This window comes from Bifidobacterium choladohabitans (assembly GCF_016102005.1).
GTDB classification, from domain to species: Bacteria; Actinomycetota; Actinomycetes; order Actinomycetales; family Bifidobacteriaceae; genus Bombiscardovia; species Bombiscardovia choladohabitans.
In genome coordinates this window covers 358195-383262 of the sequence record NZ_JACFPL010000001.1, presented here as the reverse complement: position 1 = coordinate 383262, position 25068 = coordinate 358195, and the positions used below count along the sequence as shown (strand labels likewise).

Below are 25068 nucleotides of genomic sequence, written 5' to 3'. Positions count from 1 at the left end.
GGGTATTCCCTGGCCGGGGCGGATGTCCATGAATGCGAAGATTGGTCATGGACGGTTCGAGAAAGGAATCATGATGGCTGGAAATCCCCGCGCTGTACGCATAGCGGCCCTGATACAACGGGTCGTGGCCTCTGCGCTGGAGTCCCAGATGCACGACAAGCGCCTGGCAGGGGTCACCGTCACTGAGGTTCGGGTCACCAACGATCTACAGATAGCCAAGATCTACTGGACCCAGCTGGGCCGGTCCGGACACGAGGCCGGGGAACGCAAGCGAGCCCAGCAAGCCCTGCGGCAGGCCTCCGGCAGGCTGCGCACCCTGGTCGGTGCCCGGGCCGGTCTGCGGCTGACGCCTACGCTGCGCTTCATCTACGATGAGGTGCCTGCCGAGGCTACCGAGATTGAGGACGTGCTGACTGCAGCCCGTCGCCGGGACGAGGCCATGGCCAAGGCACGGGTCAATGCCAGCTATGCCGGCGATCCCGATCCATATCGGCATGACGACGAAGAAGAGATCGATGAGTCCGGCCCCGTCCCTGATGAACCTGCGGCGGAGGATGTGGATGAAGCCGACCGCTGAGCTATCGGACCTGGCGGATTCTGGCCATGATGAGCCAACCTCGGGCATTATCCTTGTTGACAAGCCGAGCGGTGTGACCAGCCACGACGTGGTGGCCGCCGTCCGCTCTGGCCTCGGCATGCGTCGCGTGGGCCATGCCGGGACCCTTGATCCCATGGCCACCGGCCTGCTGGTCCTTGGATTCGGCCAGGCCACGCGGTTGTTGACGGTCATCGTGGGCCATGACAAAACCTACCGGGCCACCATGCGCCTGGGACTGGGCACGACCACGGACGATGCGGACGGGGATTTGCTCCCGGTGCGTCCAGGAGCTGCGCAGGGGGTGGACGAGCTGACAGCCCAGGGTCTGCAGGATCTGATTGATCGCTGCTTCACCGGCTGGATCGACCAGGTGCCCGATGCCTTCTCCGCCATCAAGGTCAAGGGCAGGCGGGCCTATGACCTGGCTCGTGCGGGCCAGGAGGTCAGGCTGGAACCTCGCCGCATTCGGATTGCATCCTTCTGTCTGCTCGACTTTCGCCGTGTGGATCTGCCCGACCAGGGCGCCAGGGTGGTCGATGCGGATGTGGAGGTGACCTGCTCCAGTGGCACCTACATCAGGGCCCTGGCTCGCGACCTGGGCGAGCGGCTGGATTTGGGTGGCCACCTGACCGCCTTAAGACGGATACGTGTAGGTCCGTTCGATCTGGAGGATTCCGACCTCAAATCTAAGGTTGTGGGCGGTCATGTGGTCCCCCATACATACCGGAACCGACAGGGTCAGACGATTGTCCGCAGTCGTATGGTCCCTGACCGCGACAGGGAGGGGATGTTGGATGGCTCCCTGAGTCTGGCGCAGGCGGCACGTATGAGCATGCCTGTCCTGAACCTGGATGCCGACCAGGCCGCCAGAGTGGCTAACGGAGGATTCTTGGATCTGCCTGTCGCCGGACCCACGGCCGCCCTGGCCGGGCCAGAGGACAGGCAGCGGCTGGCCGCTATCCTGGTGCCCGGTTCACGAGGTGGGGCCAAGCCGGATGTGGTCTTTCACCCCGGGGCCTGAGTGTGCCGGTTCGGGTTTGGTCTCAGGGTCTTGCCAGGGCGCGACTGTGGGAATACAGTGCTTAAGGAATTTTCGGCGCCCGGGTACGGGTGCCGTCATGGCTAAGTGATGGGAAGCGGATGAAGGTCAGCCAGGTCAGCCCGGATGAGTCGGGCATTGTCAGGTGGCCGGGAACCTTGGGGGCCCGGTCCAGCGTGATTGCCATCGGTGTCTTCGATGGTGTGCATCGGGGGCATCAGGCCCTCCTGCGCCGGGTGGTGGAGCTGGCTGCCAAGGGCCAGGACCGGCCTATGGCTCTGGTATTCGACCCCAGTCCCAAACTGATTCATAGCTACGCCGACAGCCATGACATGACTGAGCCGTCCCTGGACTTGATTCGCCATGACCCTGATCAGATCATGCCTCTGGAGGAGCGTCTGCGACTCATGGCCCAGCTGGGGCTGGATCAGGTTGTGGTAGTGCGATACACGCTGGCCTTTGCAGCCAAGTCCTATAGGTTCTTCCTCAAGCAGGTTACCGAGCAACTGGCCATGCGGACGCTGGTCCTGGGCCGCGATGCGCAGATGGGCGCAGGGCGGGTCGGTGACATCAAGGCCATTGGTGATCTGGCGGTCACTGGACTGTTCAACCTGGAAGTTGTGGACGACCAGGGCCCAGGCGATTGCACCCTGCCTGACGCTGACGGTCTGGAGCGACGTCGGGTGCGAGCCTGGAGCAGTTCCCACCTTCGGCGGTTGATTCTGGACGGCGATGTGGATGCGGCCATGGAAATTCTGGGTCGGCCGCACATGGTTCAAGGCACGGTGGTCCACGGGGAGCAGCGGGGCCGCCGCTTGGGATTTCCGACTGCCAATCTCGCTCCCGACAGCCAGGGGATGATGCCCGCGGATGGAGTCTATGCAGGCTGGCTGGTCGACCTGGGACTGCCTACGGATCCGATGGCGACGCCGGAGGGCCGGGAGGGTCGGCTGGCTCAGGGTTCGCCCTGGCGGATGCCTGCTGCCATCTCCATCGGCACCAAGGAGACCTTCCTGGCTCCGGGAGAGCAGATGCCGAGAATCCTGGAGGCCAATGCCGTCCGGCCGGATTGGGTAGACCTGTACGGTCACCGGGTACGAGTGGAGTTCCTCAGCCGTCTGCGCGGTCAGAAACGGTATGCTGGCGAGGAACCCCTCAAACGACAGCTGGCCTTGGATGCCGATCGCACCCTGGAACTGACCAAGGCTGCAGGAAGAGCGTTTTCCGCCAACTGAAAGCTGAAGGTACTTGGGAAGTCACAGCCCTCGGAAGTGGCTGAAGAACTCCCTGGTGCGCGGATTCTCCGACTCGTCCATGACCTCTTGCGGAGTTCCGTTCTCAGCAATGACACCGTCCAGCAGCAGAACCACCCGGTTGGCTGCGTGATGGGCGAAACTCATTTCGTGGGTGGCCATGAGGATGGTGGTGCCGCCGGCGGTCAGCTCCGAGACCATGGCCAGTACCTCGCCCACAAGCATGGGGTCCAGGGCTGAGGTGATCTCATCCAGCAGGAGCAGCTCCGGGTCGGTCATCAGGGCTCGGACGATGGCCACCCGCTGCTGCTGGCCGCCGGAGAGCTGGTCGGGGTATGCTCCGGCCTTCTTCCTCATGCCGATCCGGTCCAACAGTTCCAGGGCCCGCTCCCTGGCCTGGTCCTTGGGCATGCCGTGGACCTTGATGGCTCCCAGCGTCACGTTTTTCAGAACGTTCATGTGCGGGAAGAGGTTGAACTGCTGGAAGACCACGCCGATTCTGGCCCGGCAGGCATCCTGGTTGATCCTGGGATCGGTGATGTCGGTGCCACCCAGCCAGATTCTGCCGTCGTTGACGGTCTCTAGCAGGTTGATGCACTTCATCAGGGTGGATTTGCCCGACCCGGACGGGCCCAGCAGGGCCACGGTCTCATGGGGCATGATGGTCATGGAGATGCCGCGCAGGACCTTGTTGCCCCCCGGGTAGGTCTTGCGCACATCCTCCAGACGGAGCACCGGCTGGTTCTGATTGGCGCCTGCCTGTTCGCTCATACCATGCCTCCGCTCTGTTCGCGCTTGCGCAGCCGGTTGGAATACCAGTCGTTGAGAAGAATGAAGGGGACCGAAGTGGCGATGAAGAGCACCGAGGCCACCACGTAAGGGGTGAAGTTGTAGGAGGTGGCCACGATGATCTGGGCCGCCCTGACCGCGTCGACGGCACCCAGAACAGAAATCAGCCCTACGTCCTTCTGCATGGAGATGAAATCGTTCATCAGTGCCGGAGCCACCTTGCGCAGGGCCTGGGGGATGACTACCAGACGCATGGTCTGCCCCGAGGTCAGGCCCAGTGAGCGTGCCGACGCCCTCTGGGAGGGGCCGACATCCTGAAAGCCGGCCCTCAGCACCTCGGCGATGTAGGCCGAATAGGAGAGGATGATCGCCACTGTGCCCAGCAGGGCTGCCGGGATCCGGTTGAAGATGGCCAGGCCGGGGATGCCGAAGCCGATCAGGTAGAGGACCACGATCATGGGGATGCCCCTCATGATCGTGGTGTAGACCTGGGCCAGCACCCGCAGGGGAAAGAGCAGCGGGTTCCGGCTGGTGCGGATCATGGCCAGCAGGGTGCCCAGCAGGGCCACGCCGATCACCGCGAAGAAGAGAACCTCCAGATTGAGCCAGAGTCCCTGGAGGACCTTGGGGAAGGCTTGGGCGAAGTAGGCTCCGGAGAAAAACGACTGCTTGACTCGGGGCCAGCCGGGTGAGGCGTGCAGCCCCAGAGCAATCAGCAGGGCCAACACCAGTGTGCTGGCGATGCTGATTCCCACTGAGCGCAGATTCTGTCGACGGCCGTAGCGTTCCCGCTCCCGTTGGATATCGCTGACCGCGTCCTGTGCCGAGGTGGCCATGAACGACAAGGTTTCCTTTCTTCTCTCAGCCCAGGATAGGCAGGGAGGTGTAGACGTGCAGCCACTGCTTCTGCAGCTTGTCCAAGGTCCCATCCTTCTTCAGGGCGGTGACGGCCTTGGAGGCGGCCGGGGTCAGCTTGGAACCCTTGGGCAGGACTATGCCCATGCCCTCCGGGTCCTGCGAGCCCTTGATCTGCCCGAGGATCTTGGCGTTCTTGACCTGCTTGGAGTCGACCATGGTCACGGCCGAGGGGGTGTCCACGACAAGCGCGTCGATCTGATTGGCGTCCAAGGCCTGGGATGAGGCCACGTCGTCGTTGAAGGTGTCGATGTCGGGCTTGACCAGCTTGTGGGCCATCTCGTAGGAGGTAGAGCCGACCATGGCTCCTATCTTGGCGTCCTTGATCTGGGCAAGGGAGGTGGCGGAGGCGTATGGGGAGTCGTTTCTGACCACCAGAGACTGGGTGGAGTTGTAGTAGCTGGGAGTGAAGTCCACAGCCTGCCGACGTTCCGGGGTGATGGAGAACTGCTGGATGTTCAGGTCGTAGTCCTTGCTTCCCGGGGCGATGGCGGCGTCGAAGGTGGTCCTGGTCCAGGTGACGTGCGCCTTGTCGAAGCCCATTTTCTCTGCCACTGCATAGGCCACGGCCGCCTCGTATCCCTTGCCGGATTCGGGCTTGTTGTCCTGCACGTAGGGGGCGTAGGCCGGGTCCCCGGTGGCAATGGTCAGGGTGCCGGGATTGATGGTCTGCTGGGTGATGTCCTGCTTGTCTGCCGACTGCCCGCTGCTGCTCGATGAGGAGCCACAGGCCGCGCCGGCCATGAGCGTGACTGTCGTGAGTGCGGCCGCCGTCAGCCTGCGTATGGTTTTCCTGGTGAAGATGGTCATGCTGATCTGCTCCTCGCGATGGTGATGGGTGTCGGTCTTCCAGCGACTCCATCCTAGTCCGGCAGGTTAACGAGTCGGCAGGTGAGCGCCATAGGGTGCGATCGGGGGACCAGCGACCACCGGGTTCAGACCAGTCCCAGAGCCTCCAGGGCCTCGGCCAGATAGGTGACTTCGACCACCTCCAGTCCCTGGATGGGTTTTCGGCCTCCTGAATGCCGGTCGGGCGGGACCAGCGCCCGGGTGAATCCCAGACGGGCGGCCTCCTGCAGCCGGTGGTTGAGCTGAGGCACAGGCCTGACCTGCCCGGTCAGCGAAATCTCGCCCATGGCACAGGTCGTGCGCAGGATGGGCCGGGACTTGGCTGCACTGGCCAGCGCGGCCACGATGGCCAGGTCACATCCGGGTTCCTTGGCCAGTCCGCCGGCGATGGTGGACACATACAGGTCCCGTGTCAGCAGGTTGACGCGGCCGTGACGGTAGAGCACCGCGGCCAGCATGGCCAGACGGTTGGCATCGATTCCGTTGGTGTTGCGTCTGGGCGTGGGCAGAACAGATGAAGTGACCAGGGCCTGGATCTCGATGGGCAGGCTGCGGTGGCCGTCCAAGGTGAAGGTCACGCAGGTACCCTCCACCTCCTGTCCGGTTGTGGACAGGAAGAGCCCCGTGGGGTCGCTGACCTCCTCGATGCCCTGCTCGCCCATGTCGAAGCATCCCACCTCGTCGGTGGGGCCGAAACGGTTTTTGACGGCTCTCAGCAGGCGCAGTGCGGTCTGGGAGTCGCCCTCGAACTGGCAGACCACATCGACCAGATGCTCCAGGGTCCGGGGCCCGGCGATGGAGCCGTCCTTGGTCACGTGGCCGACCAGGAGGATGGGGATGTCGTGCGATTTGGCCATATCTATCAGGCTGATGGCCACCTCGCGTACCTGGGTGGAACCCCCGGAGATGCCGTCGACCTGGCTGGAGACGATGGTCTGGGCGGAGTCCACAATGGCCAGTGCCGGCTTTTCGCGCTCGATCAGCCCGAGCACCGTGGCCAGGTCGGTCGTCGAAGCCAGCAACAGCGAATCCTTGAGCGCTCCCACCCGACTGGCCCGCATCCGCACCTGGGCCTGGGACTCCTCGCCCGACAGGTAGAGCACCTTGCCTTTTTCACCACCCCGGTCGGCCACGCGGCCGGCGGTCTCCAGCAGGAGGGTGGACTTGCCTATGCCCGGCTCGCCGGCCAAGAGGATGACCGACCCGGGTACGATGCCCCCGCCCAGGACCCGGTCGAATTCCTCGAATCCTGTGGGAATGCGCTTTACCTGGTCCGTGCCCACCCGTGTGATGGGCCGAGCCAGGCCGCTCTTCGGGGGTGCAGGTGCCGTATGGCTGCCGCCGGAGGAGGACAGACCCCCGCCTGCACCTACGACACGGGCTTCGTGGAATTCCTCGATGGTTCCCCACTGGCCGCATTCCGGGCAGCGTCCGAACCACTTGCCGCCGGTCCACCCGCACTCCGTGCACACGTATTGCGTCGTCGTCTTGGCCATACCTGCACGCTATCGGGATTCAGGGACGAGGAACCGGGCTTTTACGGCATCTTCGCAGTGCCGACACCCTGCCCATGAGAGAATGGAGGCATGGCTGACAATCCTTCTGCACCCGTGTCCTCCTCCGACTCCTCCGCGCACGCCAGGCAACGCCGTCGACGGATCGGTCTGGTCATCGCCCTGGCGGCGGTGGTGGTCCTGGTGCTCCTATCGGCTTTTGTCTGGCCTCATTGGGCGGTGCGCAGCCCAGAACCCGTCGCCCAGGCCTCGGCCTCCGCATCCTCACAACCCTCGCAAGCCAGCAGCCCCAAGGCCACGGCGGTGCCCCTGCCTGATTCGGCTTCCGAGCTGCTCAAGGCCATGCCCGATACGGTGGGAGAGTTCGCCCGTGTCAAAGCGGATTCTGACAGCGAGTGGAGCACCCGTACGCCCATCGAGGAGTACAACCTGGTCTATTCCACCGGCAGGTCGGGCGGGGATGTGACCCTTCACCTGGCTCAGTGGTCCAGGAGCGAGGATGCCAAGGCGCTCTATGACAGCCAGTCCACGGGCATGTCCGGCAAGGAGCTGGCCGCGGGCAATGTTCGCAGCGGCGGCACGGTCACCGGATCCTACCTGGAGAAGGCGGATGGCGACGACGAGCACAAGGTGCTGGTCATTTGGCAGAATGATACCGTGGTCTTCCGTGCCCAGGGCCAGCGGACTGCGCTGGAGGCCTTCTACAAGGCCTTCCCGCTCTAGTCGTCCCGTAAGCGGTGTACGATAAGCAAGTTGGACACTTCCAGGTAACTAAGGATCGGAGGCTCGGATGGGTTCTGTCATCAAGAAGCGCCGCAAGCGGATGAGCAAGAAGAAGCACCGCAAACTGCTGCGCAAGACTCGTCACCAGCGCAAGTAGCTTTATGACTTCTGGCCCATCAGGGCCGACGAAGCCCCCCGCATCGAATGGACGCGGGGGGCTTCATGTATATCATCGCCGGTCGTCTTGGGCAGTCGGAAGCTTCCAGCCGGGAGGCAAGAGGTTCGCTGACGATTACTTGTTGGCGTTGGTCATGACCCGGGGTCCGTTGGGATCGCCCACGATGACCGTGTCGACCATGTTGAGGAAGAGGCCGTGTTCCACGACGCCCACGGTGGTGATCAGGTCCTGGGCCAGATCCTGCGGGTGATCAATTCGATCCAGATGCAGATCAATGATGTGGTTGTGCTCGTCGGTCAGAACCGGCTGCCCCTGGCCGTCCATCCGCAGGACTGGGTGATAGCCGCGCTCCTTGAAGCGATCCAGAATGTGGCGCTCGCCGAAGGGGATGACCTCCACTGGCAGGGGGAAACGGCCGATGGTGTCGACCACCTTGGACTCGTCCACGATCCAGACGATCCTTCGGGAGTTGACGGCCACGATTTTCTCCCAGAGCAGGGCAGCGCCGCCGCCCTTGATGCCATTGAAGTCCTTGTCGACCTCGTCGGCCCCGTCGATGGTGACATCGATGTGGTCCACCTGGTCGATGTCGACGATGCGGATTCCGTAGCCTTCAGCCTGTTCCTTGGTCCTCCGGGAGGTGGTCACGCCGGTGAACTCCAAGCCCTCTTCCTTGACGCGCCGTCCCAGTTCATCCACGAAGAACCGGACCGTGGATCCGGTGCCCAGCCCGGCGGTCATGCCATTCTCGACCAGCTTGGCTGCTTCGATGCCGGCGGCCTTCTTCAGTCTGTCCTGCTCGGTCTTGTCCATACACGCTCCTTCATGCCCGCCATGCGCTCAACAGCTGATGTCTGCGGGTCTTGTTGGTTCAGGTTCACTCCAGTGTAGACGATGGCCCCTGACGGTCCAGGAGCCGCTCAATCCTCCACTTCGATGGCGTGCAGGCGGAAAGGCGCCTCCTTGATGGTCACGTAGCCGTCAGGGTCGATGTCCGCATCTATATCGATGCTGCCGACGATATGCAGGTCCTGCCCGGTGAACATGCTGCTGCCGGATGGGGGCGGCGTGATGCGGATGCGGCCGCTGGCTCTCAGTCCCCGAGCCCCGGAGTTCCTGGTCTCCCGGTCAACCGTATCGGCGTCCGAGGTGTCCTTGGAAGCCGACGCGACTTCGTCTTCCTGACCATCGGCCATGTCGGGGTCGGGTGTGCCATTGCCTGCGGCTGCCGTTGCTTCCACAGATTCGGCCTGCTCCGCATCCACAGCCTCGGACTCGACGGCGGTTTCGGCCAGGTCCTTCTGCTCCTCCTGATCCAGGCGGGCCTTCTTGCGACCCAGCTCGTCCAGAACTTGGGGCCCTCCGTCCAGCTCATCCTTGACTGCGGGCGGTACCTGCGTGCCTTTGGCGTAGGGGGAGGCCAACAGTGAACGCCAGCCTTCGATAGGCAGACAGCCTTCCCGGTTGCCCTTGCCTGCAGCTGTGGCGTAGCCGCGGGCCAGAGTGTCCACTTTCTCGTTGAAGGTGTTGCCGGCGTGGCCCTTGACCCAGACAAACCTGACCGATCCCTGCCGGGCCTGGATCTCCCGGTCGATGGCTTCAATAAGCGGGCGATTCTTGACCGGCTTTCCCTGGGAGTTCTTCCACCCCTTCTTCTTCCACCCAGGCACCCAGGTGGTGGAGCAGTTGATGGCGTATTGTGAGTCGGTTTCGATGACCAGAGGGCGCTCGCCTGGGTGGGCGCGCAGGGCCTGCAGGACGGCGCACAGTTCGCCGATCTGATTGGTGCCGTTGCTGGCGCCGCCTGCATCCGCGTCGCCGCCCTCCTGATCGGCCCAGGCCCAGCCCATGGGGCCGTTGGGATTGCTCAGTGCGCTGCCGTCGGTCGAGACGACCAGATTCGTGTCATTGGTCATGGTTCCAGTCTAAGCAGAAAAATAGAGAACCCCCGCGCCAGTGATGACTGATGCGGGGGGGGGGGGAAAGACGGGTGATCTTGTCTGCGGTTCAGCCCAGGGCCTTGGCGACCACCTGGTCGGCGTCGTCCAGAACCTGGTCCAGGGCTTCAGGTGAAACGAAGGATTCGGCGTAGACCTTGTAGATGTTCTCGGTGCCGGAGGGGCGGGCGGCGAACCAGTTGTTCTGTGTGGTCACCTTGATGCCTCCGATTTTCGCCCCATTGCCCGGGGCCTCGGTCAGCTTGGCGGTGATGGGCTCGCCGGCCAGGGTGGAAGCCGTTACATCGTCGCCGTTCAGCTGGGCGAACTTCTGCTTCTGCTCCAAGGTGGTCGGGGTGTCCACCCGCTTGTACCAGCTCTGGCCGAAGCGCTCCACCTGCTCCTGGTGGAGCTGGGCCGGGTTCTTTCCGGTCTTGGCTGTCATCTCGGCAGCCAGGAGGTCGGGGATCAGACCGTCCTTGTCGGTCGTCCACACACGGCCGTCCCGGCGCAGGAAGCTCATCCCTGAGCTCTCCTCGCCACCGAAGGCCACCTCGCCCTTGAAGAGGGGGTCGACGAACCACTTGAATCCCACGGGCACCTCGATCAGCCTGGCGCCGATGGAGGCAGCCACGCGGTCGATCAGGGAGGAGGAGACCAGGGTCTTGCCGATGCCGGCGCCCTGGGGCCATCCGGGTCGGTTACCGGAGAAGAGGTATTCCACGCAGACGGCGATGTAATGGTTGGGGTTCATGACGCCGGTCCCAGGGCAGACGATGCCATGCCGGTCGGCATCCGGATCGGTGCCGCCCACCAGATCGTAGGAGTCCCAGGCCCCGGCGTTGAGGCGATCCACCAGCCCTTTCATGGCATAGGGGGAGCTGGGATCCATGCGAATCTTCCCGTCGTGGTCGATGGTCATGAACCGCCAGGTCGGATCCACCTCCGGGTTGACGACGCCGATGTTCAGTCCGTACTTTTCATTGATCAGCGGCCAGTAGTTGACCGAGGCGCCGCCCAGCGGGTCGATGCCCAGACGGACCCCGGAGGATCTGATCAGGTCGAAGTCGATGACATTGCCCAGGTCGGCCACGTAGTGTTCCCGGTAGTCGAAGCGCTCCACCAGCTCGGATTTGATGGCATCCTCAAAGGGAATACGCTTGACCCGCCTGTAGTCGCCCAGAAGTTCATTGGCCCGTTGCGCTATGGCGTTGGTGGTTTCGGCCGGAGCCGGACCACCTGTGGGCGGGTCATACTTGAATCCGCCGTCGGTGGGCGGGTTGTGGGAGGGGGTGACCACGATGCCGTCAGCCAGGTCCTTGCCGGAGAAGCGCTGGGTGCCGTCGGCCGCCCGATTGTGCGTCAGGATGGCCTGGGATACGGTGGGTGTGGGTGTGTAGTCATCATTGGCATCGATGCGCACCCGTACCCCGTTTGCGGTCAGGACTTCGATGGCCGTCTTCCAGGCGGGCAGGGAGAGGGCGTGGGTGTCGCGGCCCAGGTAGAGCGGTCCGGTGACCCCGTCCTTGGTCCGCTGTTCGGCTATGGCCTGGCTTATGGCCACGATGTGGGCCTCGTTGAAGGAGGTGGTCAGGGCGGAGCCACGATGCCCGGAGGTGCCGAAGGACACCCGCTGGGAGGGTGTGGAAGGGTCTGGGATGGAATCGTAATATCTGCCGATCAGATCGTCGACGTTGATCAGATCTTCTGGGCTGGCAGGCTTGCCCGCATTCTGTGCTGTCATGGCTCCCATCATGCCACCCCGGCATGAGAAAGCAGACAGAGGGGCAACAGGCTGTTTCGGTCTCAGTCGGACTGGGGTACCCGCACGTCCAGGGCCTGGCGCTCAACGCTGAGTGCTATGTGGCAAGTCTCGCCCAGAATGTCGCCGTCCACCTGAGCCAGGGCTGGTTTCTCCAGGCGAATCTCCGCCTTTGTCCCCTGCAGCTGGACAATGGTGGAGTTGGTCGACAGGGGGCTCTGATTGGACTTGCGGGTGATGGTCTGATGCATCACATCCCCGAAGAGGTTGGCCCAGCCGATCAGGCCGGCGGAGGTGTCGATGATTTCGAAGTCCAGGATGCCATCGTCGTAGGAGGCGTCGGGCATCAGGGAGAATCCTGGAATCTCCCCGCAGTTGCCGGCCATGAAGGTGCGGAAGGTCACTGAGGTGTTGGTCTGTATGACCTGGTCGGGCCGGGTTATGGCGATGTCGGCCGTGTACTTGGGTGCGAACAGATGCTTGGCGCCACTGATGAAGTAGGCCAGCCAGCTGACCGTCTTCTTCAGGTTGGGGTCGGTGTCGTCAATCATCAGGGCGTCGAAGCCGATGCCGGCGATGATCAGGAAGGCGTGACCATGGCCTTGTTCCTCACCTTCTGCGTCGAGCAGGGCCATACGGCCCACATCCACCTGGGTGGATCCGTGCGATGTGGCCACGGCCAGGGCGGCGTCCAGATCGCCTACGGGAATGCCCATGTTCCGTGCGAAAAGGTTTCCGGTACCGATGGGGATGATGCCCATGACATGGTCGCTGGAGGCCATGGCGCTGGCTACGGTGCGTACGGTCCCGTCCCCGCCCACGGCAACGACTACGTTGGCCCCACGCTCCAGTGCCATGCGTGCACAGGCTCTTCCATCCCGATCCAGCTGGGTTTCGATGAAGCTGAATTCGCGGATGCCCTTGTCCCTGCAGTATTGCTGGATGCGCTCGCGGGCGGCGGCTGCCTGGGGTTTGGAGGGGTTGATAACGAAAGCGTAGCTGAGCTGGTCGTCGTCCCGGGCCAGGATCTGCATGGCGAACTTGTGCCGTCTTTGGGCGCGGACAATCAGCACCACCGCAGTGACGGCAATGGCCGCCGCAGCCAGGATGGCGAGGATAACGACCGCTGGAATTGGCATGACTCTATTTTGCGCGCCGTGCCGACCCGAAGCCCCTGGGCGTGTCCGACGTGAACGAACCCTCTACAGCAATCACGCTGACAGTATGAGCTGATTGAGTTATGAAAATCGCAAAGTTATGATTGCACTCGGTCCATGTGGTCCCCTCGGTCTGGAGCTGCAACGGCTTCGTGCGCTGGAAGTCTGGGAAAGCCAGGGGGTATGGGGAGAGGAGGCAGGCATGGATAAGTACAAGAGCGTGTTCGACATCATAGGGCCCATCATGATCGGACCTTCAAGCTCGCATACAGCTGGGGCAGTGGCCATTGGCCGGGTTGGGCACATCCTCGCCGGGGGTGTTCCAAGCCGTGCTGATATCCATTATTACGATTCTTTCGCTCGCACACACAGCGGCCACGGCACCGACTATGCCATCATCAGCGGCCTGCTGGGTTTTGCGCCGGATGATCCCCGGGTGCCTGATGCCATCGGCATCGCCCGCAGACAGGGTATGGAGCTGACCTTTCACGAGGAGGACGAACCCAGCCCCATCGACCATCCGAACACCGCCGTCCTGGACCTGCAGGGCCCAACCGGTCGGGTGATGTATGCGGCTTGTTCCATTGGGGGCGGGACTATTGAAGTGCGGCGTATCAACTTGGACGGCTGCCTGATCACTCCCCCGGGGCTTCTGCCCATCCTGCTGGTGGAACTGGATGAATCCGAAAACGACGCCGGTCGGCGATTGGAGCGCATACGCGATCTGCTACGGGAAGAGGGCGTGACCAAACAGACCAGGTATGAGCCCGAGGGGCCGGCCGGCACGGCCGTGTACGAGTTTGATTTGGACAATCCGCTTTCCACGCAGCGGCAGAAGCAGATCGCTGGTCACTCGTCCCGGATGATTTATATCGACTAGGAGGCATGGCGCATGTTCACTTCGATCGCTGAACTCGTGAGTATGGCCGAAGAGCGCGGCTCGTCGATATCCGAAGTGGCCATCGACGAGGAGGTGCGACGTTCGCACCAGACCCGTGAGCGGATCTGGGCAAGAATGGCCAGGAACCTGCAGGTCATGCAGGCTGCCGTGGCCAGGGGGTCCCAGGGCGATGGCGTGTTTTCCAAGACAGGGCTGAGCGGTGGCCAGGCTGCGCTGCTGGAGCATTACCGGAAGACACGAACCAGCCTGAGCGGCGATGCCATGTTGCAGGCCGTCGAGGCCGCCATGGCTACCAATGAGGTCAACGCGGCCATGGGCATCATCTGCGCGACGCCTACGGCCGGCTCCTCCGGGACCCTGCCCGGAGTACTCACCGTGCTCAAGAACCGACTGAGGTTGGATGATGATGGACTGATCCGCTGCCTGTTCACTGCAGGGGCTTTCGGACTGGTCACGGCCAACAAGGCGATGATCTCCGGAGCTACAGGCGGCTGCCAGGCCGAGGTGGGCAGCGCATCCGGCATGGCTGCCGCTGCGGCAGTTGAGGGCGCAGGGGGCGATCCCGATGCCTGCGCCCAGGCCTTCGCCATAGCCATGAGCAATCTGTTGGGCCTCGTCTGCGATCCCGTGGCCGGCCTGGTGGAGGTGCCTTGCGTGAATCGGAATGCCATCGGAACAGCCAACGCTTTGATCGCTGCTGACATCGCCTTATCGGGTGGCGTCAGCAGGATTCCGCCCGATGAGGTCATCGCAGCCATGAAGTCCATCGGCGAGAGCATGCCCTCGTCACTGAGGGAGACCGGCATCGGGGGACTGGCGGGCACTCCCACCGGCAAACGGTTCCGCAAGACTGTGTTCGGCAAGTGATGCAGGGCAGCTGTATATAAAAGGCGGACGGTTCCTGTCCGCCTTCCCGTCGTGATTGCTCTTCTCGGCTGGTCGGCGGCGGTCGGACCGGTTGCGGCAGAGGTCATAAGGCTCGGAAAGGGGTGTGCGGGGCCGATTTTCGTGTCCCCTGAAAGTCATACAATTCAGATATGCTAGATATCAGGTTCATTCAGGAGCATCCGGATGTTGTCCGTGAATCACAGCGCAAACGAGGCGAATCGGTCGAACTCGTCGACGAAGTGCTGAAGGCGGACAGCGAGCGCAGGGCTGCACTCCAGGATTACGAGAGCTACAGGGCCGAGCAGAAGTCGCTCGGCAAGCGCATGGGCTCGGCGTCTCCTGATGAGAAAGCCGACCTTCTGGCCCGGACCAAGAGCCTGTCGGACAAGGTGAACGCCTGCAAGGCAGCCTCCGACGAGGCCAACGCCAGATACGCCGATCTCATGTGGAAGTTCAGCAACGTAGTGGAGCCCGAGGCGCCCGAGGGTGGGGAGGACGACTACGTGGTGGTCAAGAAGGTCGGCACCCCGCGCGACTTCGCCAAGGAGGGTTTCGAACCCAAGAACCACCTGGACCTGGGCGTGGGCGTGGCTGGCATCGACATGCGCAGGGGCGTCAAGGTCTCCGGTTCCCGCTTCTACTTCCTGCGCGGGGATGTGGCCCGGCTGGAGATTGCCATGTTGACCATGGCCGTGGACCAGGCCATGGAGCATGGATTCATCCCTACCATCACACCAACATTGGTCCGCCCTGAGGTCATGGCCGGCACCGGCTTCCTGAATGCCCATGCCGACGAGATCTATCGCCTGCGTGAGCCTGACGACCAGTATCTGGTGGGCACCTCCGAGGTCTCCCTGGCCGGCATGCATGAGGACGAGATTCTGGACCTGAGCAAGGGTCCGCTGCGTTACTGCGGCTGGTCCAGCTGCTACCGGCGGGAGGCTGGCTCCGCCGGCAAGGACACCATGGGCATCATCCGTGTCCACCAGTTCGACAAGGTTGAAATGTTCGTCTACTGCAAGCAGGAGGACTCCCGCGACCAGCACCAGCAGCTGCTGGCCATGGAGCAGGAGATGCTGGCCAAGGTGGATGTGCCTTACCGGATCATCGACACCGCCGCAGGAGACCTGGGGTCCTCGGCAGCGCGCAAGTTCGACTGTGAGGCCTGGGTGCCCACCCAGGGTCGCTACCGCGAGCTGACGTCAACCTCCAACTGCACCGAGTACCAGGCCCGCCGCCTCAACGAGCGCGAGCGGTTGGAGGACGGCTCTACGCGTCCTGTCAGCACCCTGAATGGGACCCTGGCGACCACCCGTTGGTTGGTCGCCATCCTGGAGAACCACCAGAACGCCGACGGCTCCATCGTCATTCCTGAGGCCATGCGCCCCTATGTGGGCGGCAAGGAGGTCATCGAGCCCAAGACCTGGGAGGCCTGAGCCGCCTCTGCTGGGATCGACCGACATTCCGTTGGTGGTCGGCCCAACCTTGATGTCGTATGATGAGTGACGTGCCTGATCGGCACGTCTTTTGGACAGGTGTCTGAGCGGCCGAAAGAGACGGTCTTGAAAACCGTTGTGGCGTAAGCCACCGCGGGTTCGAATCCCGCCCTGTCCGCCTGGCTGATGCCCCGGAGCTATATCCGGGGCATTCTTGTAAGCGCTGGAATCTTATGTTTTGCAGAGCGGTTTGGGCTGGAACTTGGTGCCTACAATGATGGATGGTAGCCATGCTTATCGCGCGAGCCGACCCTTGGGCGCCGGCTCTGCAAGGGAAAGGTCGGGTCGTGGATCAATTCATCGCCATTGTCTCTCTGATCGGAGATTGGTTGCTTTTCACATTCCCACTCTTCCAGGGGCTGATGGAGCTGCAGGAATATCAGGAGCTCCTGGACGACTTTGATCAGCTCAGCAAGAATTGGGATGAGGTCTCGCCCTGGTGGTGGCTGGTGCCCATCGTCAAGATTCAGCTGGAGCGCAAACGCGGGCACGAAATTCTCCGTCAGGCTACCAGGACCAGATCAGAACGTCGACGGGCGCTGAGCTTCCTCGACCAGGCGACCGCCTGGTACTTCGTGTCGGTCGCAGGCTGGCTGAAGATGATCTCCTCCTCTTATGAATTGCTTGAGAAATACGATGCCGAAGAGAACATATGGCTGCTGGTCCTTCTGATCGTTCTGCTGACCTCCGGCGGTCTCTTCAACGCTTACTATCGCATAGACAGAAAGCGGATAGGCCAGAAGGAGAAGGAGCTGAAGCCCGACTCAGAGGTGGCCAACGACTGACGAGGCGTCCATGAGACCAGGCAATGGCAGCACCGATCCTGCAGCCAGAGCAGAGCTTGACGCCTCAGCCGGTATGGATAAGGGGTCATTAGGCTCGGGGGACAGGATGGTTCCCCAGCCGGTGCGAGCGCTTCTGGATGGTTTGAGAACAAATTGGCGAGTCGCTCAACACCCGCCCTTGGACACCATTGACCAGGGCATGGAGCTGGGCATTGCTGACCTGCTGGGGCTTTCTATAGAAAACCTCTCCAAGTTCTTGCTGCTGGAGGATGCTGGAGGTCTGCTGATACTCCTGGTGGCCAAGGGCATAGAGCGGCCTGATCTGCGCCAGGTGCGGGCAGTGGTCGGATGCCGAAGGCTGCACATGGCCTCGGCCGCCACCCTGCGCCAGTGTCTGGATACGGTGCCGGGTCGGGTCTCGCTGCTGGATCTTGTGGGCCATCGCGGCCAGGTGGACACCGTCGTCCTGGACGGTAATCTGACGGCAACAGACGAACAGACAGCACTGCCTTTGGGCTCTGACTATGTGTCCGTCTGCTTGCCCGGCTCCTGCCTGGCGGATCTTGCTCGGAAGCTGGTATCCCGGGTGTTCATAATGTCTGAGAGTTGAAGCCGTCGACTCAGCCATTGCTCCTGGTCTCTGCCCTGAGAGAAGCTGGAAACCGTTGTGCGCAAAGGAGGGAAGGAGCAGGCCTGTGAGGCTGAACCTGTCTTGGAGAAAGCCGTCGGCAGATGAGATGGATCAGACCCATCGTTCCGACCCTGTGCAGGCGACCAGGCCGGGTCGAGCCAGCCGGTGGCTGGTGGCTCTCAGAGCTGCCTGTTGCGGGTTGCTGGTGGGATTGCTGGTGGTGCTCTACCGGCAGGGCATCGGTTATGGCACAAGGTTCGCTCGATGGGCCTACGCGCAGATGCGTGACCAGCCCCTGATGATTCTTCCTTGGCTGCTGGCCGCCCTGCTGGTAGGACTGGCCCTGGCCTGGATGGTCCACCGGGTTCCTATGGCCTCGGGCTCCGGCATTCCACAGGTGGAGGGCGTGGTCATCCACGGCATGCGCATGTCTGCCCTGCCTGTGCTGGGTGTACGGTTCCTGGGTGGTCTGGCCTGCGGCATGTTCGGCCTGTCTTTGGGGCGCGAAGGGCCCTCGGTGCAGATCGGCGCGGCCGGTTCCCAGCTCGTTTCCCGAGGATTGCGCCGAGACCGTGTGGAGGAGACCTGCCTGGTTACCTCCGGCGCGGCTGCCGGTCTGTCTGCGGCATTCAACGCGCCCTTGTCGGGGATGGTCTTCGCCCTGGAGGAGATCCACAGGTCTTTTTCTCCCATGATTCTTCTTTCGGCGGCCATGGCCTGCCTGAGTGCTGATTTCATCGCCAAGAACCGCTTCGGCCTGCGTCCGGTCCTGGACTTCACCGCTATGCCCCAGCTGACCATCGCCCAGTATCTGCTGATGATCCCCCTTGGGCTGGTGGCCGGCCTGGTGGGAGCTGCCATGAACCGTCTGCTGCTGGGCGCGCAGAGCCTTTACAGCCACCTGCCCTCGAAGCTGGGACCGGTGATCTCCCTATTCCTGGCCCTGCCGGTAGGATTGCTGCTGCCTGCCGTCCTGGGTGGCGGCGAGGACCTGATTGGCAAGGCGGAAGGCGTTCGCGAGGTGGCCTGGTCGGTGGCCGTCAACCTGCTGGTTCTGCTCCTGGTCAAGATGCTCTTTACGGCCAGTTCCTTCGGCAGTGGCGCCCCCGGTGGCATCTTCATGCCCATTCTGGCTGTCGGTACGCTGACCGGGTCCCTGTGCGGGATGGGTGCGGCCGCCCTGGGAATGCCCGCTCGAATCATTCCGGTCTGCGCGGTCTGTGCCATGGCAGGCACCCTGACGGCCTCGGTCAAGGCTCCTATAACGTCCATTCTGTTGACGGTGGAGATGTCTGGCTCTCTGGTTCATATGCTGCCCGTGGCCCTATGTGCTTTCACGGCCCTGATGGTGTCCGATTTGCTGCGTGTCGAGCCCATATACGAGGCTCTGCTGGAGCGTTACCGCCGGGGGCATGCTCCAGATGTCCAGGTTCCTGACAGGGTTACTGTGGAGTTCCCCATAGAGCATGGCAGCCCAGCGGCTGGTCGTCTGCTGGGGCAGGTCCCATGGCCGCACGGATGTGCTGTGGTCGGTCTGCGCAGGGGCGAGCATCGGCTGATTCCCGCAGGCGACCTGCGGCTGCTCGCGGGAGACGGTGTCATCCTGCTCTGTCCGGGCGATAGCTTGGATCAGGCCCGCCGGGTCATGGAAGGCCTCTGTCGCTAACAGGTACTTTTCTAAACTGGAGTTTTCTCTAAAGAATGGTCAGGCACTGCCCGTGGACAGCCACGGCCTGGCTGTTGCTGATGGCCACCATGGGACCATCATCGCCGTAGTGGTCCAGAATTTTCCTGGTCACCTCGGCGAAGGGCTCGGAATCAAGGTGGGGGAGGAGGCGGAAGTCCACTAGACCCAGCCCAGTAGTGGAGTCCAGATCCGGGGCGGCCGAGCGTGGATCCATGGCATCCAGGAAGCCGATATCGGGACCGGTCACCACAGCGCCAGCCGATTCGCCGATATAGGGTTTGCCCTGGTTCACCTGCTGTCTGATCAGATCCGCAGCGCCTGAGCGACGCAGCTCCTGCAACAGGAAGAAGGTGTTGCCTCCGGACAGATAAATCAGGTCGTCCTCCTCCAGGCTCCGGCGTATGGTCTCCGGATCGGCGGTCGAAACTTCCAGATCGTCAATCTGACAGCCCATGTCGGTGAAAGCCCGGCGAGCATCCTGGACATAACCATCCGAACGCTGGGGAAGGTTGGCCGTGGGGATGAAGGCCACCGTATGGTTCTTGGGCGAGCCTTCGAGGAAGGTGGGCAGCCTGCCAGCGGTAGCGGAGAATGAGGACGTGAGCAGCAGCCGACGCATGACGGCTCCTTTCGTGACGGGCGGGACTTCCGCCCAGGGCAGGTTATAAAAGGTAAGATCCGATCATTGCTGGCTTCAATATATCCATGCCATGGCCTTCGCCTGGTGATTGACCACGTTGTAGGCTCGGATGCCTAGTCTGGGGGCATGGCAAGGCAGCATCAGGAGTTTCGGCAGAAATCGGGTCAAGACGTCTCGAGTGACATGTCTGGTTATGATTTCTCCGGCAACGACAGGTTCAGCGATGACCGCCCCGATCCTGCGGCCCCCGGCGGCAGCATCATCTTCGCGTTGCCCGGGACCTTGGTGGATTGGGATCCGCGCAGAGCCCTGGTCGGGCAGTACCCTGACGGGGTGATCGATATGGTGCTGGACCCGGAGGAACCTTGGGGCTTCACCTGTGTCAGAAGACAGGTCAATCTGGGTGTGGACCCGCAGCAGGCACTGGCCGACTATGAAACCACCCACGGGCCTGCGGTCGCCTGGGTGGTTCGCGTCTGTCTGGAAAACTACACCCTGGCAGTGAACGGTCTGCTTCCCGGAGCATCGGATCTGCTGGGGGATCTGGAGCGGGCTGGCCTGACCCTTTGGGGTCTGGCGGCAGCGACCGGTCAGCTGATTGAGTCGGTATCCGAGGTACTTTCGCCGCTCTCTGCCCTGAAGGCCGTCCTGATTTCGTCAGAGGAGCATCTGGACCTTTCCGATCCGCTCTTCTATCGTCTGGCCCTGCGCCGCTTCGCCATCAGCCCCGGGCATACGATTTTCGTTGATGCGGACCCTGAACATGTGGCTATAGCTGACAGGCTAGGCATGGATGGAATTCTTGCCCAGGACATCAGCAGCCTGCGTCAGCTCCTTCGTCAGCGGGGCATCGCCTGCTGAGCGGACGTTCAGACGATGCGGCGGTCTGCAGCCCAGCGGGTCAGTTCGGTTCGGTTGGATAGCTGGAGTTTGCGCAGGACGTTGGAGACGTGGGTCTCAACCGTCTTGATGGAGATGAAAAGCTCGGAGGCCACCTCGCGGTATGTGTAGCCCCGGGCGATCAGGCGCATGACCTCCTGCTCGCGCGCGGAGAGCCGGTCCAGTTCGTCGTCTTCTGCCAGGCCGGCATCTGCGACCTCGTCCTCCTGGAAGGCGGAGAGCACGAATCCGGCCAGCTTGGGTGAGAAGACGGCGTATCCTTCGTGCACCTGGCGGATTGAAGAGACCAGATCCTTGGCGGAGATGGTCTTGGTCACGTAACCACGGGCTCCGGCACGGATGACCGAACCCACGTCCCTGGGTGAGTCGGATACGGAAAGGGCCAGAAAGACCGACCGGGGGGAGAGGGGATGGGAACGGCTCAGAATTTCGGCACCTCCACCGCCCTGGCCACCCGGCACGTGCACATCCAGCAGAACCACGTCGGGACGGGTCTGCCCGACCATGAGGATGGAGGATTCCACGTCCGCCGCCTGACCCACGATGTGAAAATGCGGCTGTAGGGTGGTGATGACGCCGGTGCGGAACATCTCATGGTCGTCGACGACGGCTACGCGGATGTTTGCGGACCCATCCTTGGCTTGATGGAGCTCTGCTGCAGTCGTGGTCATGGGCGTGGTTCAGCCCGCCTTTCCCGACGCGGGGTCCTCAAGTGTGGGTGGGATCGGACCGGCATGCGTCTGTGAATGAATGGTTCACCATGCATCCTATCATTGCTGGGCATCGGTCCCTTTTTCACGCTGACCAACCTTGCCCTCCTGATGCTGGCTGGCCTCGGACAGCGGCATGTGCATTCTGACCTCGGTGCCCCAACCAGGACGGGAGACGATCTCGACCCTGCCACCACGTCGCCGAATCCGGCCGATGATGGACTCGCGGATTCCCAGACGGTCAGCCGGAATCGCATCCACATCGAAACCCGAACCGTGGTCGCGCACGTAGACCTCAACCTGATTCCTGCGGGCCTCGCAATATAGGGAGATGGGTTCACCGCCGTGGGTGACGGCATTGACCAGGGCCTGTCGGGCCGCGTTGAGCAGGGCATCGGTCTGGGCGCAGGGCATGGCGTCCCCCACGGTGACCACCTCGATTGGCTTGCCTGAATCGTCCTCCACCTGTGCGGCTATCTGGCTCAGCCCGGTGCTGACGGACCGGTCTGAGGGGGTGCGTTCCTGGTAGAGCCAGTTACGCAGATCTCGCTCCTGGGATCGGGCCAGGGTGAAGACGGTATGCGGGTCGTCGGCATGCAGCTGAATCAGGGCCAGGGTCTGCAGAACGCCATCGTGCAGATGGGCTGCCATATCGGCCCGCTCCTCCTCGCGTTCCTTCATGGCGCGTTCATCCCCCAGCTGGCTAATGATTGAGCCGACCCAGGGCACGACCACCGCGGTTACGCCTACAAGAAGCAGGCCGGCCAGGACTATCAGGGTCAGCGCCCAATGCAATTCCTGGGTGGACAGCAGGAAGATTACCGCAGCCGACAGGATCAGGGCCAGGCTTCCGATCAGGGCCGGCAGGTGGTAGCCGGTTCCTTGGTTCTCCGGCCTCACCCAGGCCAGGACAAGTCCGGCGCAGAAAAGCAGGCAGGGGACGACAAAGGCGGGGCGCATACCGCTGCTGAGCAGAATGACCGCGGTCAGCAGGAGGATGATGCCCAGGCCTGCCAGCAGTCTGGTTACCCGCCCGGGAGTGATGCTGTGATCCTCCTTCTGACCTGGTTGCCCAGTAAGGATGCTGGGCGCCAGCGGGGCTGACCGCGGATCATGCGGTTGGACTCCCTGGGTGGGATCGCCCTGGGGAAGTGTCAACCAAAGAAAGCAGTAGACCACGCAGGTGATCATTTTGGGAGCCAGGAGAACCATGACCAGGCGTATCCAGAAGACGGGGATACCCAGGTGCAAACTGACGCCCTTGCAGACTCCGCACAGGATCCTGCCCTTGTGCGGCCTCATCAGGGGCATGCGCGCAGGGTGCAGAGGAGGCGGTTCCTTCAGCGTTTGTTCTTCCTGCATGGTTGCGTTCATGCTTCCATTATCGTTTTCGGACGGTGCCGATAAGGCAGTAAGGGGAAGAAATCAGGGTTGAATCAGGGTGTTCCCCCATAAGATTTGCGCTCGCTGGGTGTTGTAATGAAGACATGAGTAGCGACATGAACGGCAATGGCCCTGATAACGGCTGGCGGTGGAAGTCCGACAAGTTCTTCCGCGCCTGCAGGGAGTCCTATCTGATCCGCGACCAGGGATGGATCGGCGGCGTCTGCGTAGCCTTGGCCCGTCGGCTGGGCTGGAGCGTGACCCTGGTCAGAGCGCTGATGATTTTGGCGGTCTTTCTCTTCGGCACCGGTGCTGCCTTCTACGGTTTTGCCTGGTTCGTCTTGCCGGACCGGCGTGGGGTCATTATCGCCCAGGAGCTGATTCACGGGATTTGGCACGCTTCCATGGTGGGCATCATCATTTACTGGCTGCTGGCAATCCTGATTCCTGGAGTCGGAATCTTTTCCCTGGGAGTCGGAATCTTTTCCCTGGCTTTGGGTGCGTTGATCCTGTATCTGCTCATCCGGTGGAGCCGCAACAAGGCCCTGGAGTATCAAAGAGGGTACTGGGCTGGGCCGGATGCCGGCAGGCCGGTTTCGGGCGATCCGTGGGTGATGGGATCGCAGTATTCGGAACGGCCGAATGGCACAGGTTCGCAGCGGTATTCGAATCAGCCTGAGTACCCTAGCTTTTCGGGGTATGAGGGATACCAGGATTACACAGGGACGCGAAGCAATGCACAGACAGCAAGTGATGCGAGCTCGGAAGGACTCAAGGATCAGCCAGAGCATTCCGATTCGTATGGAACTTCGGAGCAACAAGGGGAGGTAGCCTCTCCTGGACCCATCTCTGAGACAGAGGATTCGGCAAACGCCGGCAGCGATTCGAATAATACGCAAGATGGGGGCAATCCCAGCGCTGGTGCAGCTCCCGGAGGTTGGACGGGGGCAGAAGGCCCTGCAGAACCTGCTGGGAACAAGAATCAGTCGTATGGATTCAGTGCCTGGCCGGGCTATGGCACAGCCGGGTCATTCTCGACAGGGCCGGGAATAGCCCGTCAGGGTCCGTCGGTTCCGCCCCGGCTGAGGCGTCGTCCCGCCGGACCTATGCTGGTCAGTCTTCTGTCGGGACTGATCCTGGTCTCCGGAGCAGGGGTCTGGTGGATGGCCACGAACCCCTATCGCGGATTGAATGCGACCTTGGCCTACGCTCTAATCTGGGCTGGAGGCGTCACGCTGGCACTTGGCGTGGTCATACTGATCCTGGGCTTGATGGGCCGCAGGTCTGGAGGGTTGACCCCCATTGCCTTGATGGCCTGCCTGGTTGTCCTGATTCTGGCTACCGGTTCGGCCATACCAGGCATTGAGCAAACCCAGAACCGCAGGGTCTTGGCCGACTACGCCACAGTTCAGGTTAACGGCAATAACCACGGGCGTTTGTTGGGGGCGGACAGTGCGGACATGAGGCGTTATCGCCGCGGCACCGCGCTGGTCGGAGACCCGCAGGATCAGGGAAGTGCCGTCATTGACCTGACTGGTTATGAGCGGGAACACGGCACCCATCGTGTTCAGATTATGGATGATGCGGTGAGCACAGTCTCAGGCTGCCCGACGGGCACCGTCCGCCTGGCTGTGGCCTATGCTGACGTTCGCCTGCTCATACCTAAGGGATGCAGCTTGTCCTATAGGGAACACGCCGACCTCTACAGGGTCTTAGGATCAGGGGCGGCTGACTGGATAACCGAGACGGAACAAGGAAACTGGATGTGGTGGGGCAATACGTCGTCATCAGCTGAACGACGCGATTGGGAGGAAGCCCTGCGAGCGTCCAAGGAGGATCAGTGGCATATGCCCGACGAGCCCGAATTGATTGTCGAAGCCAATCTCATGGCCGGTGCACGGGTCACCGTGCAAGCCCAGGGGAGTGCTACCCAGCCAAAGCGGGCGCAGCTCTACAGCGGCTTGATCAATGATTATTGGGATTACAGCTACAATCCATGGCAGTTTGGGGAGGATCAGGAAGATGACTGATACGCAGCAACCAGATGGAGACCAGCCGATGGATCGTCAGGAACGCATCACCAAGGCCATGCCGGTTGAATCCCCACCCCCGATATACCAGGTTCGGATGCAGCCGCCGGAGCCGGTCCGTCCTAGCGGGCCCAGCCTACCTACCATCATTTTTGGCGCCCTGGTTGGACTTTTGGCTCTGACCATGTTGGCTCTAGGATTGGTCTTTCTGCGTTACGGTACGGATCTGACCATAGTCGTACCCTGGCAGCGGGTTATCCCATTGATTTTTGCCGGCCTGGGCGTAGTGCTGATTGGCGCGTC

The 25068-nt window shown here is 62.4% G+C and carries 24 protein-coding genes and 1 tRNA gene; 14 read left to right on the top strand and 11 right to left on the bottom strand.

Going from position 1 to position 25068, the window contains the following annotated elements; genetic code table 11:
• Nucleotides 1-73: 73 nt before the first annotated feature.
• From rbfA to ribF, 3 genes are all read left to right on the top strand, one after another.
• Nucleotides 74-577: a 30S ribosome-binding factor RbfA gene (rbfA, locus tag H3S97_RS01635; RefSeq protein ID WP_198219436.1), complete on the top strand. Its 504-nt coding sequence runs from the start codon at nt 74-76 to the stop codon at nt 575-577.
• Nucleotides 516-1619: a tRNA pseudouridine(55) synthase TruB gene (gene truB, locus H3S97_RS01630; protein WP_232356204.1), complete on the top strand. Its 1104-nt coding sequence runs from the start codon at nt 516-518 to the stop codon at nt 1617-1619. Before rbfA ends, truB begins: the two co-directional genes overlap by 62 nt.
• Nucleotides 1620-1738: 119 nt before the next feature.
• Nucleotides 1739-2872: a bifunctional riboflavin kinase/FMN adenylyltransferase gene (ribF, locus tag H3S97_RS01625; protein ID WP_198219434.1), complete on the top strand. Its 1134-nt coding sequence runs from the start codon at nt 1739-1741 to the stop codon at nt 2870-2872.
• A gap of 21 nt (nt 2873-2893) precedes the next feature.
• On the opposite strand, the gene H3S97_RS01620 is transcribed toward ribF, so the two are convergent.
• From H3S97_RS01620 to radA, 4 genes are all read right to left on the bottom strand, one after another.
• Nucleotides 2894-3661: an amino acid ABC transporter ATP-binding protein gene (locus H3S97_RS01620; RefSeq protein ID WP_198177332.1), complete on the bottom strand. Its 768-nt coding sequence runs from the start codon at nt 3659-3661 to the stop codon at nt 2894-2896.
• Nucleotides 3658-4515 (bottom strand): amino acid ABC transporter permease, encoded by an 858-nt coding sequence (locus H3S97_RS01615; protein WP_198177333.1) that lies wholly within the window; start codon nt 4513-4515, stop codon nt 3658-3660. The genes H3S97_RS01620 and H3S97_RS01615 overlap by 4 nt, the downstream gene beginning before the upstream one ends.
• A 25-nt stretch (nt 4516-4540) precedes the next feature.
• Nucleotides 4541-5404 (bottom strand): ABC transporter substrate-binding protein, encoded by an 864-nt coding sequence (locus tag H3S97_RS01610; protein WP_198177334.1) that lies wholly within the window; start codon nt 5402-5404, stop codon nt 4541-4543.
• A 125-nt stretch (nt 5405-5529) separates the two neighbouring features.
• Nucleotides 5530-6939, bottom strand: a complete 1410-nt coding sequence (gene radA, locus H3S97_RS01605; protein WP_198219433.1) for a DNA repair protein RadA — start codon at nt 6937-6939, stop codon at nt 5530-5532.
• A 90-nt stretch (nt 6940-7029) separates the two neighbouring features.
• Here radA and H3S97_RS01600 point away from each other — a divergent pair, with 90 nt between their 5' ends.
• Together H3S97_RS01600 and H3S97_RS01595 are read left to right on the top strand one after the other, a co-directional pair.
• Entirely contained in the window at nt 7030-7680 is a 651-nt protein-coding gene (locus H3S97_RS01600; protein WP_198219432.1) for a hypothetical protein, read from the top strand.
• Nucleotides 7681-7747: 67 nt separating this feature from the next.
• Nucleotides 7748-7837 carry a 30S ribosomal protein bS22 gene (locus H3S97_RS01595; RefSeq protein ID WP_004268639.1) on the top strand — a complete coding sequence of 30 codons (90 nt, stop codon included), beginning with the start codon at nt 7748-7750 and terminating at the stop codon, nt 7835-7837.
• Between the two features lie 135 nt (nt 7838-7972).
• Here the strand turns inward: H3S97_RS01595 and rpiA are convergent, their stop codons facing one another.
• The 4 genes from rpiA to H3S97_RS01575 form a co-directional block, all read right to left on the bottom strand.
• Nucleotides 7973-8671, bottom strand: coding sequence for a ribose-5-phosphate isomerase RpiA (rpiA, locus tag H3S97_RS01590; RefSeq protein ID WP_198177337.1), 699 nt, complete (start codon nt 8669-8671; stop codon nt 7973-7975).
• A 107-nt stretch (nt 8672-8778) separates the two neighbouring features.
• The gene (locus H3S97_RS01585; protein ID WP_198219431.1) at nt 8779-9774 is read right to left on the bottom strand and encodes a ribonuclease H family protein; all 996 of its coding nucleotides are present in this window, start codon (nt 9772-9774) and stop codon (nt 8779-8781) included.
• Between the two features lie 91 nt (nt 9775-9865).
• The gene (gene pgm, locus H3S97_RS01580; RefSeq protein ID WP_198219430.1) at nt 9866-11539 is read right to left on the bottom strand and encodes a phosphoglucomutase (alpha-D-glucose-1,6-bisphosphate-dependent); all 1674 of its coding nucleotides are present in this window, start codon (nt 11537-11539) and stop codon (nt 9866-9868) included.
• Nucleotides 11540-11601: 62 nt separating this feature from the next.
• Nucleotides 11602-12696, bottom strand: coding sequence for a diacylglycerol/lipid kinase family protein (locus tag H3S97_RS01575; protein WP_198219429.1), 1095 nt, complete (start codon nt 12694-12696; stop codon nt 11602-11604).
• A 220-nt stretch (nt 12697-12916) separates the two neighbouring features.
• On the opposite strand from H3S97_RS01575, the gene H3S97_RS01570 reads away from it, so the two are divergent.
• The 7 genes from H3S97_RS01570 (at nt 12917) to H3S97_RS01540 (ending at nt 19081) form a co-directional block, all read left to right on the top strand.
• A complete protein-coding gene (locus H3S97_RS01570; protein WP_198219428.1) occupies nt 12917-13594 on the top strand; it encodes a serine dehydratase beta chain in 678 nt (225 codons plus the stop codon).
• Nucleotides 13595-13606: 12 nt separating this feature from the next.
• Nucleotides 13607-14482, top strand: coding sequence for an L-serine ammonia-lyase, iron-sulfur-dependent, subunit alpha (gene sdaAA / locus H3S97_RS01565; RefSeq protein ID WP_198219427.1), 876 nt, complete (start codon nt 13607-13609; stop codon nt 14480-14482).
• 170 nt (nt 14483-14652) lie between these two features.
• Nucleotides 14653-15939 (top strand): serine--tRNA ligase, encoded by a 1287-nt coding sequence (gene serS, locus H3S97_RS01560; protein ID WP_198219426.1) that lies wholly within the window; start codon nt 14653-14655, stop codon nt 15937-15939.
• Between the two features lie 93 nt (nt 15940-16032).
• Nucleotides 16033-16117: transfer RNA gene (locus H3S97_RS01555), tRNA-Ser, on the top strand.
• Nucleotides 16118-16229: 112 nt separating this feature from the next.
• A complete protein-coding gene (locus H3S97_RS01550) occupies nt 16230-16784 on the top strand; it encodes a hypothetical protein (protein ID WP_198219425.1) in 555 nt (184 codons plus the stop codon).
• Between the two features lie 178 nt (nt 16785-16962).
• On the top strand, nt 16963-17394 hold the full coding sequence (locus tag H3S97_RS01545; protein WP_198219424.1) for a YbaK/EbsC family protein: 432 nt from the start codon (nt 16963-16965) through the stop codon (nt 17392-17394).
• 127 nt (nt 17395-17521) lie between these two features.
• Nucleotides 17522-19081 carry a ClC family H(+)/Cl(-) exchange transporter gene (locus tag H3S97_RS01540; protein WP_232356247.1) on the top strand — a complete coding sequence of 520 codons (1560 nt, stop codon included), beginning with the start codon at nt 17522-17524 and terminating at the stop codon, nt 19079-19081.
• 28 nt (nt 19082-19109) lie between these two features.
• On the opposite strand, the gene H3S97_RS01535 is transcribed toward H3S97_RS01540, so the two are convergent.
• Entirely contained in the window at nt 19110-19721 is a 612-nt protein-coding gene (locus H3S97_RS01535; protein ID WP_198219422.1) for a Type 1 glutamine amidotransferase-like domain-containing protein, read from the bottom strand.
• Between the two features lie 204 nt (nt 19722-19925).
• Here H3S97_RS01535 and H3S97_RS01530 point away from each other — a divergent pair, with 204 nt between their 5' ends.
• Nucleotides 19926-20603 carry an HAD family hydrolase gene (locus H3S97_RS01530; protein ID WP_198219421.1) on the top strand — a complete coding sequence of 226 codons (678 nt, stop codon included), beginning with the start codon at nt 19926-19928 and terminating at the stop codon, nt 20601-20603.
• An 8-nt stretch (nt 20604-20611) separates the two neighbouring features.
• On the opposite strand, the gene H3S97_RS01525 is transcribed toward H3S97_RS01530, so the two are convergent.
• Both H3S97_RS01525 and H3S97_RS01520 read right to left on the bottom strand, forming a co-directional pair.
• Nucleotides 20612-21313, bottom strand: coding sequence for a LuxR C-terminal-related transcriptional regulator (locus H3S97_RS01525; RefSeq protein ID WP_198177349.1), 702 nt, complete (start codon nt 21311-21313; stop codon nt 20612-20614).
• Between the two features lie 99 nt (nt 21314-21412).
• A complete protein-coding gene (locus H3S97_RS01520) occupies nt 21413-22726 on the bottom strand; it encodes an ATP-binding protein (RefSeq protein WP_232340467.1) in 1314 nt (437 codons plus the stop codon).
• Nucleotides 22727-22839: 113 nt separating this feature from the next.
• Here H3S97_RS01520 and H3S97_RS01515 point away from each other — a divergent pair, with 113 nt between their 5' ends.
• On the top strand, nt 22840-24765 hold the full coding sequence (locus H3S97_RS01515) for a PspC domain-containing protein (protein WP_198180396.1): 1926 nt from the start codon (nt 22840-22842) through the stop codon (nt 24763-24765).
• The last annotated feature ends 303 nt before the right edge of the window (nt 24766-25068 follow it).

Bases quoted from the DNA above. Each gene is read 5' to 3' on its own strand.
- H3S97_RS01520 (WP_232340467.1), bottom strand. From the start codon at position 22,726: ATGAACGCAACCATGCAGGAAGAACAAACGCTGAAGGAACCGCCTCCT.
- radA (WP_198219433.1), bottom strand. From the start codon at position 6,939: ATGGCCAAGACGACGACGCAATACGTGTGCACGGAGTGCGGGTGGACC.
- H3S97_RS01570 (WP_198219428.1), top strand. From the start codon at position 12,917: ATGGATAAGTACAAGAGCGTGTTCGACATCATAGGGCCCATCATGATC.
- H3S97_RS01515 (WP_198180396.1), top strand. From the start codon at position 22,840: ATGAGTAGCGACATGAACGGCAATGGCCCTGATAACGGCTGGCGGTGG.
- truB (WP_232356204.1), top strand. From the start codon at position 516: ATGAGTCCGGCCCCGTCCCTGATGAACCTGCGGCGGAGGATGTGGATG.
- sdaAA (WP_198219427.1), top strand. From the start codon at position 13,607: ATGTTCACTTCGATCGCTGAACTCGTGAGTATGGCCGAAGAGCGCGGC.
- H3S97_RS01595 (WP_004268639.1), top strand. From the start codon at position 7,748: ATGGGTTCTGTCATCAAGAAGCGCCGCAAGCGGATGAGCAAGAAGAAG.
- rbfA (WP_198219436.1), top strand. From the start codon at position 74: ATGGCTGGAAATCCCCGCGCTGTACGCATAGCGGCCCTGATACAACGG.
- ribF (WP_198219434.1), top strand. From the start codon at position 1,739: ATGAAGGTCAGCCAGGTCAGCCCGGATGAGTCGGGCATTGTCAGGTGG.
- H3S97_RS01575 (WP_198219429.1), bottom strand. From the start codon at position 12,696: ATGCCAATTCCAGCGGTCGTTATCCTCGCCATCCTGGCTGCGGCGGCC.
- H3S97_RS01610 (WP_198177334.1), bottom strand. From the start codon at position 5,404: ATGACCATCTTCACCAGGAAAACCATACGCAGGCTGACGGCGGCCGCA.
- H3S97_RS01530 (WP_198219421.1), top strand. From the start codon at position 19,926: ATGTCTGGTTATGATTTCTCCGGCAACGACAGGTTCAGCGATGACCGC.
- serS (WP_198219426.1), top strand. From the start codon at position 14,653: ATGCTAGATATCAGGTTCATTCAGGAGCATCCGGATGTTGTCCGTGAA.
- H3S97_RS01615 (WP_198177333.1), bottom strand. From the start codon at position 4,515: ATGGCCACCTCGGCACAGGACGCGGTCAGCGATATCCAACGGGAGCGG.
- H3S97_RS01600 (WP_198219432.1), top strand. From the start codon at position 7,030: ATGGCTGACAATCCTTCTGCACCCGTGTCCTCCTCCGACTCCTCCGCG.
- pgm (WP_198219430.1), bottom strand. From the start codon at position 11,539: ATGACAGCACAGAATGCGGGCAAGCCTGCCAGCCCAGAAGATCTGATC.
- H3S97_RS01585 (WP_198219431.1), bottom strand. From the start codon at position 9,774: ATGACCAATGACACGAATCTGGTCGTCTCGACCGACGGCAGCGCACTG.
- rpiA (WP_198177337.1), bottom strand. From the start codon at position 8,671: ATGGACAAGACCGAGCAGGACAGACTGAAGAAGGCCGCCGGCATCGAA.
- H3S97_RS01550 (WP_198219425.1), top strand. From the start codon at position 16,230: ATGCTTATCGCGCGAGCCGACCCTTGGGCGCCGGCTCTGCAAGGGAAA.
- H3S97_RS01540 (WP_232356247.1), top strand. From the start codon at position 17,522: ATGGATCAGACCCATCGTTCCGACCCTGTGCAGGCGACCAGGCCGGGT.
- H3S97_RS01620 (WP_198177332.1), bottom strand. From the start codon at position 3,661: ATGAGCGAACAGGCAGGCGCCAATCAGAACCAGCCGGTGCTCCGTCTG.
- H3S97_RS01535 (WP_198219422.1), bottom strand. From the start codon at position 19,721: ATGCGTCGGCTGCTGCTCACGTCCTCATTCTCCGCTACCGCTGGCAGG.
- H3S97_RS01525 (WP_198177349.1), bottom strand. From the start codon at position 21,313: ATGACCACGACTGCAGCAGAGCTCCATCAAGCCAAGGATGGGTCCGCA.